The following is a 12,967-nucleotide window of genomic DNA, read 5'->3' as shown; positions in this document are numbered from 1 at the left end:
GGGTACTCATCTTTGTGACGAGAGTACAACGATCTGGCTATCTAAATATTCTTATACTCGCTATTTTTCTTTTTCTCGCTTGTTGCTTTAACCTTTATTCAACGCATAACAAATCGCTTCCTGCAATCATAAAGCAATAAGGCTTTAGGGAGTGAAAGGAGTAAATGATGAGCCGAATCCTTCCTTTGACACTGATAGTGAGTTTAACAATGAGTTCGAATGCATTGGCTACTGAAAACGCTGATACGATTTTAACCAACGCAAAAATTTATGGTTACGAAGAAGCGAATACGATTGCCATTCATGATGGAAATATCGTGTTTGTCGGTAATGGGGCAGACGCCAAGCCGTATCGTAATCAAAGCACAGAAATCATCGATCTCGAACACGCTTATGTCATGCCAGGTTTTATTGATAACCATAATCACGTATTTGAAGCCGCTTCCGAAGCGGGTGGTAATTGCGAGCTGAGTATGGATGCTTCATTGGAAGGTCAGATTCCTTACTTACAGGCGTGTAGCCGGAGCAGTAAATCTAAAGGTTGGCTGATGGGGTATGGTTTTTCGCTTGATGCCATTCTAAATGAAACGAATACACAAACTCCTCTGGAGGTGATAGATGGTGTTTTTCCTGATCGCCCCGTTGTTATCATGGAGCAGACTTCGCACTCGATGTGGGTTAACTCTGTAGCAATGGAGCTGGCTGGAATTACTAAAGACTCGCCAGAACCGCAAGGCGGGAAGATTCTTAAAGACCCTTTTACCGGAGAACTTAATGGAATCTTATTTGATAATGCTGGCGATATCGTGATGGAGATGGCGTGGAATAGTCTGGAAGGGCAGTTCAACCAAAGTTATGACGGTTTAATGGCAGGTTTAGAAGAGTCGGCAGCTTATGGAATAACAACTATTGGTGATGGGCGACTGTACTGGAAGCGTGGCTGGTATGAAGTTTGGAAACAAGTAGAAAAAGACGGCAATCTAACTGCGCGAGTTTCTCTGCGTCCTTGGGTGTATCCTGCAGACTCTATGGAGCCGCAGTTAGCATTCCTGAAAACAATTCAAACTAGTGATACATCCGGTTTGTTATTGGTAGACCAGGTAAAAATGTACAGTGACGGAATTACCATAAACGGCACCGCTAAAACACTTGCACCTTATTTAGATACTTACATTCCCGATGAGCCTTACGGTATTAACTATATACCACCAAGCGAGATGAAAACGTGGTTGGATGCATTGGATAAGATTGGTTATAGCGCACATATTCATGCGATTGGAGACGGTGCAGTGCGCGAGTCGCTTAATGCCGTGGAGCATACTCGTAGGAATGGCTCAACGAAACCATACACCCTGACTCATGTCGAGCTTGTTGACCCCAAAGATGTGAATCGCTTTGCTACTCTTGATGTCACTGCGGATTTTCAAGTCGGTTCGGAATATGTTGTTGAGCACGACCATTCATGGGCTAAGCTATTCCTAGGCGCAAAAAGAGCACAGGCACTTATGAATCTTAAAGCTATTTTTGATACGGGAGCTAACCTGACATTAAGTAGTGACTGGAATGTTCACGAACTTAACCCGCTTGTCGGGATTGCAAACAGCATAAGAATGGGAAACACCGGATTACCTGATGTAAAGTCTGCCATTGATGCGTATACCATTAACGCAGCAAAAAGTCTTGGTATACAAGAGATTACAGGTTCCATAGAAGTTGGAAAGTCAGCAGACTTTGCGATCTTAGATCGCGACATTACTCGCTTATCGCCAGATGATATCGCCGATACGGAGATATTAATGACGGTACTACAGGGTGATATTGTATTTGACGCTGAAGAGTAAAAAACTTGGGTGTGGAGTTATCTCTACACCCTTTCTAGTGGAGTCTAATATGCAGAAAAAACACTTTTTTGTCGAAATAGCAGTTAGGCAGTTGGTACTTCTATTATTTATTGTGCCTCTATTGTTCCGGTTTACATTTGACAGCATGCGTCAGATGGAACAAGAAAACCAAAGTGCAATCCTTTCCGTGATTGGGCTGTTAATGGCCGCAGGTATCATTGGCCTTTTCGAAGCTACTTATCAAAAAACACAGCTCTCAAATGTAGTTCAACGAGCACTGGCTCATTTAACCAAATTACTCTTACTGATTGGTATTTCTGAGCTTATTATTTTGGCTATTGCAGCCATTGGAATAACGTCAACAGTATGGGATGACCCATTGCTATGGGCTGTTCTCCCAATTTACGCATCTCTGTATATCTATGATTGGTGGGATGCTTTAATCGCGACTTCTGAAACGCCAGATAATCACTCTAAGTAATAGGGCGACTTTGTAGTTGGTGACTATTTTTGAAAGCCTCTACGATTTGAAGACCATACTGAGACAGCGTTAAGCCGTTGCGCCAACATAACTCAATTCTTCGATCTATCCCCACTGGCTCAAAATCACAATTCAGAGCTATGAGCTCGCCATTTTTAATGTAGGCATCAACACACTCGTTGGGCAAAAACGCAAACCCTTTGTCGCGTGTTAGCATCGCTATTAGAAGTTGTACGTCCGAGAAAAAGCCAAAATTAGGACTAAAACCATCGTGATTTTCATTGATCGTTTCAAGATCGCTATCTGTTTCCCCCCAAATTAGCTCACGGTGTTGGCTTAAGTCATTGGTTGTAACGACCGGCAATTGACTAAGAGGATGCTTTGGGCTGCACGTTAATACTTCTCTGTAATGACCTACGCGACAATATTCGAAGTTTTGATGATGAAGGATATCGGACTCATGAGTAATGATGATATCGACGTCGCCTTCATTTAGATCCTGCATGAGCTGCGCTTTATCTTCGCGATACACCTCGATACACAAATTAGGCAGCTCTAGTGCTTGAGAAAGAGGGGTGGCGAAAGCAAGGTCGGGAACATAGTTTTCAATCCCAATTCTCACCACGGTCGACTCTCCTTGGGCGATCATTTCAGCACTTTTAACCAGCTTGGTAAGCTGACTCATACTGTGGGAAAGATAAGGCAGCAAACGCTCCCCATCCTTACTGAGTGATGTTTTATTTCCAGTTCTATCAAAAAAGGAAACCCCAAGATCAATTTCTAAGTCAGAGATCCATTGACTAACTTGCGGCTGCTTTTTCCCCAGCTTACGAGCTGCAGCAGAAATTGAACCTGTCTCCGCGGCTAATAAAAGCGCTTGTAGGTGTAGTAAATTCATAAATTGAACTCAACTCCGATATGAACAATGTTTTGACGAACATGGGCTTAACAAAAAGCATAACTATACGTAATTCACAACGGCTAATCATATCGGAAAAGAGTAGCAAACAATAACCATCGTATTGGAATCAAAAGCATGTATGAAAGCGTGCTTAGTTATTTATTTATCAATTCCAAGATAATTGATTATGGCTTACCTCTTCTTTTTTAATGAGATTTATTGTCAATTAGAATAAATACTCAATAAAAATAACTCGAAATTCATGTTTTTGATAGATAATTGGCGGTTTTGTAAACGATAAATTGGGTATTGAGTGTTCACTCTTTTGGTTTAGCGAGTGATAACCGCTCAAGAAATAAACATTTGTGTGGTGAATGATTTGGACTTTAGAGCAATTAATTTATAGCTGAATAGCCCATGAGTGGATTTTATAAATGATTCTTCATGGGTTATGTGTGAATAAAAATATGCTAAAGGAAAAAGCAGATGCACTATACAACGTTAAATATGAAAGGCTTAATGCCACTGTCCGCCGTAGCAGTGGCGATGACATTGTCTATGTCAGCGCAGGCGGCTCCATTCTCTGGGTTCGATGAATCCAACTTGCCAACCAAGTACATCGTTAAGTTTAAAGAGGATGCATCTAGCCCTTCCGTCATGGGTGGGAACGTGTTTTGGGGGCCGCGCATTGTGCAAGAGTCGGTGCTCGATCAGCTCAAAGCACGTAAGGTCGAAAAGTTAGGTAAAAATGCGATCTACAGTGTGGAGATGGCAGACTCAGAGTTGGGGAAATTGCGCAATCGTAGTGATGTTGAGTATGTAGAGGTTGACCCTCCGCGTTACTTGTTGAGTGAAACCGTTCCTTGGGGCTATCAAGCGGTGAATGCTCAGCTTCTGGAGGATTCGAACGCAGGTAATCGCACCGTATGCATTATCGATTCAGGCTACGACTTCGCTCATAACGATCTGAGTGGCAATCTTGTGTCGGGGACTAACGACAGCGGCACTGGTTCTTGGAGCGTTCCTGGGAATAACAACGCGCACGGTACACACGTAGCAGGCACCATTGCAGCGATTGCTAATACTGAGGGCATCAAAGGGATCATGCCTAATCAAAACGTGAACCTGCACATCGTCAAGGTGTTCAATGAAGCGGGTTGGGGGTACTCATCTAGCTTGGTGAAGGCGGTACAAACTTGTGCCGACAACGGTGCTAATGTGGTCAACATGAGCCTGGGTGGTAGCCAATCGAGTGTGACCGAGAAAAATGCCCTAAAAGCGGTATACGATAATGGAGTGCTGCTAATTGCAGCAGCAGGTAACGACGGCAATACGGCACACAGTTATCCAGCATCTTACGACTCGGTGATGTCCGTCGCTGCGGTGGATGATAAGAGCGATCATGCTGCGTTCTCTCAGGCGACAAACCAAGTCGAGATCTCAGGTCCGGGTGTGGCGATTTTGTCTACCGTTACTGTCGGTGAAGGTAAGCTTTCAGACATCAAACTTAACGGTGTTAGTCAATTTGAACGTGGTATTGTTCCTCACAACCGATTGGTTCAGAGTGGCGGCAGTTACGGTCCTGATCCCGTTTCAGGTTCCATTACAGCGGCATTAGCAAGCTGCGAGGTGTCTGGCAGTCGTTTTAATTGTGGTGATATGTCAGGCAAGATCTGCTTGGTTGAACGCGTTGGTAATCAGTCTTCGAGTAGTTATCCTGAGGTTGATGCTGTTCAAGCGTGTTACAACGCAGGGGCAAGTGCAGCGATTGTTTATAGTAACTCAGCACTTCCAGGCTTACAGAACCCTTTCTTAGTCGATCAAAACAACGCTGCGCGCATGGTGTCGGTGACGGTTGATCGTGCCTTTGGTCAGGAGTTATTAGGCTATGTTGGTCAAGAAATTACGGTATCGACCACCAAAGACGAAGACTATGAGTACTACAACGGTACATCAATGGCGACGCCGCATGTCACCGGTGTTGCAGGCTTGGTTTGGAGTAACCACCCGACATGTACCGCTTCACAAGTGCGTAATGCGTTGATCAAGACAGCAACGGATATCGATGTCGTGGGTCGTGACAATCGTACTGGTCATGGTCTTGTGAATGCAGATGCTGCGAAGCAATACTTAGATGCTGGTTGTAATGGCCCGGATGGCTCAGGTAATGGAGGCGATCTAAATAGCTACACTAATTCTGATGCTGTTGCGATTCCTGATAACAGTGCTGCGGGCGTTGTGAGTGAACTTGATGTCGTTCGTTCTGGTGACGCGGGTTTGGTAACGATTGATTTAGATGTTGCTCATACCTACATTGGTGATCTGCGTATCACGCTCACTTCTCCAACGGGTGGGCAAGTGGTTCTGCATGACAATCAAGGCGGTAGTGCCAATGATATCAATACCACCTTCCAAGTCGACTTTACGGGTTTTGAATCTCAAGGCATTTGGGAACTTAAAGCGGTAGACAGTGCCAGAAGAGACACAGGAACCATCAACAGTTGGACACTAACCTTTCAATAAGGAGTGACTATGAAGGCGTTGAACTTTGTTTCATTGTCCGCAATGGGGGTGAGTGCGCTTTTAGCACTCGGGCTGAGCTCACACAGTTTGGCTAATAACCAAGGCTTTCCTTTGGTGGATAAACGCCCTGAACAAGTGGAGCAACAACCTACTCGTTACTTTGTTAAGTATGTTGAAGGGAAGGAAGACGAGGTAAGAGCGCTGCTTCATCAACACGATGTTCAAGTGGTAGACGTGCTGGTGGACCAGAATGTGCTGATTGTGATTGGCGAGCAATCCGAATTGGATAAGCTTGCTAACCACCAATCAGTGGAATATACGGAGCCCGAGCCTGTGCGAAAGCTGCTGTCTCAGTAAAACACTCCAATAATCTGTTCTAATACGAAAACGCCCCTCAGGTTCTATAAACAGTAACCTAGAGGGGCGTTATGTGTTACAGCGACTCTTAATTACACTAACTTCTTGCACGGACTATCTGTTGGCGATTCGGGAGCAAGCAGTTGTTACAAGGTCTCGTTTAGGCGTTAGCAAACTTAAAGGTGCGATAGCCGCCAATTAAGTTTCTTGCTTTAAACCCATTGTTGACCAGCTGGCGATAGGCCACATTGCCACGCAATCCTACTTGGCAGTAGATAATGATCTCTTTATCTTTTGGCAGCTCATCCATACGCTGTCGAAGCTGGTCTACTGGAATATTGACAGCACCAGAGATAAAGCCGACGTTTTCGAGTTCGCCAGGATTTCGTACATCTAACAGAATCTGATCGTCATTGAGGTTAATGATCTCATCAAAGTGGATTGGTTTGGCGTCACCTTTGACGATGTTGTTTGCCACAAAAGCCGCTTGGTTAATCACATCTTTGGCACTGCCATATGGTGGAGCGTAAGTGAGCTCCAAGTGTTGCAGCTGCTCGACAGTCATGCCGGCTCGTTGAGCAACCGCCATCACATCAATACGCTTATCGACACCATCTTTGCCGACGGCTTGTGCCCCCAGGATTTTTCCAGAAGACGGTTCAAACAGCATTTTGAATGAGACAATCTCAGCCCCAGGGTAGTAGCTAGCGTGACTTGCGGTGTGTACATAGACTTTTTCATAGTCCACACCCTCACGTTTCAACTGCTTCTCGTTTTTACCTGTTGAGGCAACGGCAAGATCAAAAATCTTACAGATTGCCGTGCCTTGTGTACCTTGGTAGGTTTCATTGCGTCCGAGCATGTTGTCGGCAGCCATACGACCTTGACGGTTAGCTGGCCCTGCAAGCGGAACGAGAGTTTGTGCACCTGTGACAAAGTCTTTTTCTTCGACGGCATCACCAACGGCGTAGATGCTAGGGTCGCTAGTCTGCATCATTTCATTGGTGTAGATACCACCTAACTCACCGATTTGAAGCCCAGCTTCTTCTGCCAATTTCGTCTCAGGGCGTACACCGATAGCCATGATTAAGATGTCGGTGGTAAGTGACTCACCGTTGTTCAGAGTAAGGTTCAACTCACCCTCAATATGTTGGTGCTCTTCGTCTTCACCAGAGCCGATACTAGCGATATGGTCATTCGGTATGTACTCGACCGCTTGAAGTGCAACGCCTAATTTAAGGTCAACCCCTTGCTCGCGAATTTCGGCATGAGCAAAGCCTGCCATTTCGCGATCAACAGGAGTCATCACCTGATCCGCCATCTCAATTAGCGTGGTTTTAATTCCCAGTTGATGAAAGGCTTCCATCATTTCTAAACCGATGAATCCGCCACCAACGACAGTCGCGTGTTCAGGCTTATTCATTTGTATCGTTTGAATAATACGATCCATATCTGGAATGTTACGTAGCGAGTGGGTCAATGGGTTATTAATTCCAGGTATTGGAGGAACCACTGGGCCGGCTCCAGGGCTGAGCAAAAGGAAGTCGTAGCTTTCAATATACTCACTACCGTCCAGTAGATTCTTAACTGTGACCTGTTTGTTGTGTCGGTTGATGGATACGACTTCGTTCATAACGCGAACATCGACGTTAAATCGAGCTAAGAAGCTCTCTGGAGTTTGCAGAAGGAGCTTACTTCTATCCTTAATGTCCCCACCTATGTGGTATGGCAAACCACAATTAGCAAATGAGACGAAATTTCCTCTTTCGAACATGATGATTTCTGCATCTTCACTTAAACGTCGCGCTCTCGCAGCAGCAGATGCTCCGCCAGCAACGCCACCAACGATAAGAATCTTAGTCATAAGGTCACCTTTTGATCATTCTGAATGGCAACAACTATAAAACCTATAATTAGAAAAGTCTAATGTATATTTTTCTAAATTAGATTTGACTAATTTAATTGGGTGTACCATGATATTGTTCAAAATTAAGTGATGAGATGGTTTGAATGAACATTGAAGACATGCGTGATAACGCAAATGAAACCGCTGAGTTTTTAAAATCGATGGCTCACCCTGACAGGTTGATGGTGCTGTGTCAGCTGAGTAGTGGTGAGGTTGGGTTTACTGAATTGCTGGAGTCATCTCATTTAAGTCAGTCTGCTTTCTCTCAACAGCTTACGGTTCTGAAAAAGAAAGGCTTGGTAAAAGTGAGAAAAGAAGCACAACAAGTGTTTTATTCGTTGGCCGATGAGCGCGTCATGATGTTGATGTGCTCTCTTCACACGGTATTTTGTAAACATCAACAAGAGGACAAATAGATGGAATTCTCAATGCCTTGGCATGCGTTGGCTGGTGGTGCTTTGCTTGGTCTATCTGCAGGTCTACTGATGTTGTTTAGTGGAAAAGTTGCTGGGATCAGTGGGATTATTGGAGGGTTACTTACGCCAAAATCGGGAGACCGGTTATGGCGAGTTCTGTTCTTGTTCGGCATGGTTATTAGCATCGTTTTTACACGTCCAATGGGTTTCGAATTGCCAGATTTAAGTGCGATGAACCTTGGATTGGTGGTGGTTGCCGGGGGACTGGTAGGTATTGGTACTCGTTTAGGTAATGGTTGTACGAGTGGGCACGGAATTGTTGGAATGGGACGTTTCTCGAAGCGTTCAATTGTTGCGACTTGTACCTTTATGATTGTCGCGATCGCCGTTGTATTCGTTCGTCGTATTTTAGGAGTGCTTTAGATGCCCCCTGTTTCTTTATTTGTCGCTCTTTTATCTGGCGTACTGTTTGGCGCTGGAATGAATGTTTCTGGAATGGTCGACCCTGCGAACATTTTTGCGTTTCTTGATATCACAGGTGAGTGGGATCCGAGTCTTGCGTTCGTGATGGGGGGAGCTTTGCTCGTATTTACGCCTTTCTACCATTTCATCATCAAACCTTGTAGTAAAACTGTTGATGGCAATGCGTTTAGCCTGCCTACGAATACAAAGATTGATCACAAACTTATTTTGGGCGCATCTATTTTTGGCCTAGGTTGGGGGATAGGTGGTATCTGCCCAGGCCCAGCAGTGGCTAGCTTAGGAGAGGGCAGTATTACCATCATCCTGTTTATTGCTAGCATGATGATTGGGATGAAGTCGGTTACCTTATTCGCAAGAAAGTAACCGTATGTCTTTCTAAATCAACCTAACGGAAAGGGGTACTTGTAAGGTACCTCTAACAGTGCCGAGTATTTAAGCCGCTTATTGTTAGCGGCTTTTGTTTATTTATTGCACTGGCCTAGGTTTGCTCTCACACCTGTGACTGACAATACCTGTTGTTTCACTTTCTTCTTTTTGCCGAAAACTTACGACCATCTTTAATATTTAGCACCATTAAACTTAGGTTGGTTGCACCTGCAATCAACTCTAGTGCCTGTACTCCGTAAAAGAGAGTCCCAAACTCACCGGCTTGCGCCCATTGATTAAGGAAGTAAGCGGCTGGGATCAAAATAGCGATGCCGTTGAAAGCGATGATCGGCATACGCTTACTTTTGCGCTCAATCACTTTCCCTTTTCTTACTTTGGCCATAGCGGCGCCTGTCGCCCCTGTGGTTGCAATAGCCGGTACCAATATGAACAGCCCAGGAAAGACGATAAGAGATTTCACCAACTGGATGGATTCTGTTGAACCAAATAACTCAACAACCAACGTTGAAGTAAAAAAAGTTGCGACACATAGGGTGGCAATGATAGCAGCGGTGCGGTGAATGATTGGTTTCATAATCGGGATTCTCTTAGTTGGTAACATATTGTCGATGTGAAACTTAGTAAAAAGGCAACTTGTTGTCAATTTTATTTTTGAGGGTTAAAATCAAATTTAATCAATACGCTAGTTTTGTATTGGTTTAACTTATTGTTAAATAATACTTAGTTGTGTTTTGTTGAGAGTTTTGAATAAAATTAGTGATAAGGTGATATTTGACAACAAGGTGTCTTATTGTTTGAATTGACATTGTGTTGTCAATCTGGTGAGGCGATGTCGTGAGCGGTATCAGACTCTTCAGGTTGGGCTTTTCATCGGTGTTCGGCGCTAAGCCGATAAAGGCATAATTAGGTTGCTGCTAGAGCATAAGTGACGCTCTAATCGCAACCTAAGGCTTTGAACTTGTTACTTTTGAATTTGTTCTTCTGAACATATAGAGTAGCAAGTAGTTAAATGTGTTGGGCGCAGTTATGTATATTGATCCAAAGGGTGAAATGTTCACCAATGTTGTTTTAGAAATCTTTAAAGTGAATGGAATGCTCAATGCGGAAGGCGATGAGATGTCCAAAGAGTTTGGAATGAGCAGTGCTCGCTGGAAAGTACTGGGTGCTATTGTCAAACTTGAGCAAGCAGCGACAGTCGCGCAAATTGGTCGCACCATGGGACAAAGTCGCCAAGCAACACAAAGACTCGTCGATGTGATGGTAAAAGATGGCTTATTAACGATGTTGGACAACCCACACCATAAGCGTGCCAAGCTTGTTGATTTGACTGATGAGGGAAAACGCGTTTACAACTTTTTATACATCAAGCAACTCTCATGGGCTGCTAAGGGTGCCGATGGTCTTGACCTTAAAGATCTAGAAACCACCCTTGCGACACTTCAAAAGATGTCCGAGCACTTCGATAAATAGAAATAAGAGCTGATTGAATAACAGAAAGCCTCCTGAGTGGAGGCTTTGTTCGGATGTGGTTTGCTTTTTAGCTCATAGCCATGTCAAAGTCTATGACTGTGATGGGGATACAAAATGAGTCCTCGACTCGTTTAATTGATCAAAGAGGCCAAAGAACTCTCTTACATCATTCTTGTTGTTAGTGACTACGTTACTGCTATCCAACATCTCATCTAAATCTAATTCTCCAACAAAGTACTGCACCCAAACGTGTTTAGGTAGGCTTAGTTCGAGGTTTGGTTGCTGCGTATAAGCGGCAACATTAGGCACAAACTCCGCAACCGTACTGCGAACATGTAATCCTGATGTAGGCCCATCAGAATCTGTGATGTTAATTGCCAGCATTTGGTTTTTACCATAACTAGCTTTCGGATCCAGACGCACTCGGAACTGGTTAATGAAAGTCTCCGATGGCGTGTCAATGATAGAATCTGCATCTGAGAAGACGACTGTCGGGATTTCTAGCTTACCTTCTAAAGCGAGTGCTTTTGTGAGGTACCAAGAACGTGGAATAGTCGCTTCGGTTCTATAACCCATTTCTCTTAACGCATTGGCTAAAAGTTGCTTGGCTTCTTTATCGTTTGGCGCAACACGAACTAAGTAGCCTCCTAACTCAGCTGACCAAGCAAATTCTTTGTTTTCTAAAGTCTTAACCAGCTCTTTTTTCACTGCGTCGACGCCTCCAAAGCCTTCAATTATCTTTTGGGCTTGTAGACTTGGCTCAATGGTATTTAACGTTTCGACTTCGCCATTAAACCAACCTAACGCATGTTGGTAGATGCTTTTTGGATAGTAGGCAAACTCACCATAGCTCATTTGGTTATGAGGGAACTCAGCTAAGTCTTTAGGCAACTGCACAGAATAACTTAGCTCTTCGGGTGTTTGTCCTAGTAAGATACCGCGTAGAGTCTGATCATAGAGATACATAATGCCATCGTAGTAACCATTCAATACTGTTTGGATATTCTCTTGACCACTGAGCGGTTCTGCATGGGTGTTAATTAAATGCTCTGGATTCAGGCTTCGGAGAAGTTGAATCCCTTCAGCCCAGTGTGTCGGGTCTCGGTATATTGAACCTCGCAACGTATAGAAGTTAGGGTAGGTTGGCCATAAATGGTTGTTCAGGACGGTATTTGACTCAGGTAAGTACACAATAACTTGGTCATCTGTATCGCTGTCAAAGTCGGTATAGAACACCATCTCAACCCCATCGATAGTCATTACTTCACCGTTTGTTACAGGCGTATTTACAGGGGTGAACCCTTTGGTTTTACCTACAGGATTAGGGGCTTTAGCGTCTGCTCCACTTTCTGGCAGTAACACAGAAAACTGCTGATAGGCTCTAGCCGTTAATGTTGGTGACAATTCTGGTATCGATGAACCAAGACCGCCACTCTCTAGTATGTTTGAGTTGACTTTAGGGTGGCCTATTACAGTCAGTTCGCCGTCATAAACGTCTTGTAGAGCTTTCGAACCAAAAGCATAGTGCGAATGGCTGTAGATAACCGTATGAATTGGCTTATCACTAATGTGTTCTCGCACTAACTCAATGATCTCTCGAGCTTCTTCTATATCGTCACCAGAGTCATAAATAATTAGCCCAGTATCTCCTTCAATGACGGTTTTATAGCCCCAATGAAAGCCAGTTAAAGCCCAAACGCCGTCTGCTACTTGTTTGATGTATGCCTCCTCAGGCTGGGTTTTCGCAATGCTATCAATAACAATGGAATTTACTACTCCACCATTATCATATTTAATTAGGTTAACTTCTGAACCGTTATATATATTTTGATGGTTAGGGAATATGTCATCACTAGCGACCGTAGTGGCACTAATAGATGCGGTTATTAGAAATGTTTTTATAGAAATAGTCGATGCATTAAGTTTCATTTTAACTCCGAATTGTTTGATCTAATAAAGAATGTTATTGATATAAAATAAAGGTATGTCTGATTTTTTAATTGTTACTTTAACTATTTAGCCGAATAACTAATATGGAGAAAAAGGCCAAATAACCAATCAAGATTAAGCTGGTTGGTAAGTACTTCATATTCCCTCCTTATGTTTTCTAATCTCAATATCACACTGATTTTTCCGGATGGGTAGGAATTAGAGAAATTCATAATTGCGGCTAATTGGCTACAAATTTGAATTTCTGTAATT

Annotated in this window: 12 protein-coding genes; 8 read left to right on the top strand and 4 right to left on the bottom strand. The window is 43.7% G+C overall.

Features of this window, described 5'->3' with window-relative positions:
- Positions 1–167 precede the first annotated feature (167 nt).
- Positions 168–1,841 (top strand): amidohydrolase, encoded by a 1,674-nt coding sequence (locus tag OCV50_RS22630; RefSeq protein WP_261905258.1) that lies wholly within the window; start codon positions 168–170, stop codon positions 1,839–1,841.
- Between the two features lie 49 nt (positions 1,842–1,890).
- A complete protein-coding gene (locus OCV50_RS22625; protein ID WP_261905257.1) occupies positions 1,891–2,322 on the top strand; it encodes a hypothetical protein in 432 nt (143 codons plus the stop codon).
- On the opposite strand, the gene OCV50_RS22620 is transcribed toward OCV50_RS22625, so the two are convergent.
- A complete protein-coding gene (locus OCV50_RS22620; protein WP_261905256.1) occupies positions 2,315–3,220 on the bottom strand; it encodes a LysR family transcriptional regulator in 906 nt (301 codons plus the stop codon). The two genes, OCV50_RS22625 and OCV50_RS22620, sit on opposite strands and share 8 nt — an antisense overlap.
- A gap of 489 nt (positions 3,221–3,709) precedes the next feature.
- Between OCV50_RS22620 and OCV50_RS22615 the strand changes: the two genes are divergently transcribed.
- The gene (locus OCV50_RS22615; RefSeq protein ID WP_261905255.1) at positions 3,710–5,746 is read left to right on the top strand and encodes a S8 family serine peptidase; all 2,037 of its coding nucleotides are present in this window, start codon (positions 3,710–3,712) and stop codon (positions 5,744–5,746) included.
- Between the two features lie 9 nt (positions 5,747–5,755).
- Positions 5,756–6,103, top strand: coding sequence for an ATPase (locus OCV50_RS22610; RefSeq protein WP_261905254.1), 348 nt, complete (start codon positions 5,756–5,758; stop codon positions 6,101–6,103).
- A gap of 160 nt (positions 6,104–6,263) precedes the next feature.
- Here OCV50_RS22610 and OCV50_RS22605 read toward each other — a convergent pair whose 3' ends face one another.
- Entirely contained in the window at positions 6,264–7,967 is a 1,704-nt protein-coding gene (locus OCV50_RS22605) for an FAD-dependent oxidoreductase (RefSeq protein ID WP_261905489.1), read from the bottom strand.
- A 146-nt stretch (positions 7,968–8,113) separates the two neighbouring features.
- Between OCV50_RS22605 and OCV50_RS22600 the strand changes: the two genes are divergently transcribed.
- Genes OCV50_RS22600 through OCV50_RS22590 form a run of 3 tightly spaced genes read left to right on the top strand, consistent with a single transcriptional unit; the run spans position 8,114 to position 9,271 of the window.
- Entirely contained in the window at positions 8,114–8,425 is a 312-nt protein-coding gene (locus OCV50_RS22600; protein WP_261905488.1) for an ArsR/SmtB family transcription factor, read from the top strand.
- Positions 8,426–8,848: a YeeE/YedE family protein gene (locus OCV50_RS22595; protein ID WP_261905487.1), complete on the top strand. Its 423-nt coding sequence runs from the start codon at positions 8,426–8,428 to the stop codon at positions 8,846–8,848. It abuts the gene before it with no gap.
- Positions 8,849–9,271: a YeeE/YedE family protein gene (locus tag OCV50_RS22590; protein ID WP_261905486.1), complete on the top strand. Its 423-nt coding sequence runs from the start codon at positions 8,849–8,851 to the stop codon at positions 9,269–9,271.
- Positions 9,272–9,428: 157 nt separating this feature from the next.
- Here the strand turns inward: OCV50_RS22590 and OCV50_RS22585 are convergent, their stop codons facing one another.
- Positions 9,429–9,869, bottom strand: a complete 441-nt coding sequence (locus OCV50_RS22585; RefSeq protein WP_261905485.1) for a hypothetical protein — start codon at positions 9,867–9,869, stop codon at positions 9,429–9,431.
- 458 nt (positions 9,870–10,327) lie between these two features.
- Between OCV50_RS22585 and OCV50_RS22580 the strand changes: the two genes are divergently transcribed.
- On the top strand, positions 10,328–10,765 hold the full coding sequence (locus tag OCV50_RS22580) for a MarR family winged helix-turn-helix transcriptional regulator (protein ID WP_261905495.1): 438 nt from the start codon (positions 10,328–10,330) through the stop codon (positions 10,763–10,765).
- A gap of 90 nt (positions 10,766–10,855) precedes the next feature.
- Here OCV50_RS22580 and OCV50_RS22575 read toward each other — a convergent pair whose 3' ends face one another.
- Positions 10,856–12,694: an alkyl sulfatase dimerization domain-containing protein gene (locus OCV50_RS22575; RefSeq protein ID WP_261905484.1), complete on the bottom strand. Its 1,839-nt coding sequence runs from the start codon at positions 12,692–12,694 to the stop codon at positions 10,856–10,858.
- Between the last annotated feature and the right edge of the window lie 273 nt (positions 12,695–12,967).

The organism is Vibrio fortis (assembly GCF_024347475.1).
GTDB classification, from domain to species: Bacteria; Pseudomonadota; Gammaproteobacteria; order Enterobacterales; family Vibrionaceae; genus Vibrio; species Vibrio fortis.
The sequence above is the reverse complement of the archived record's forward strand: the minus strand, read 5'-3'. Positions and strand labels throughout refer to the sequence as shown.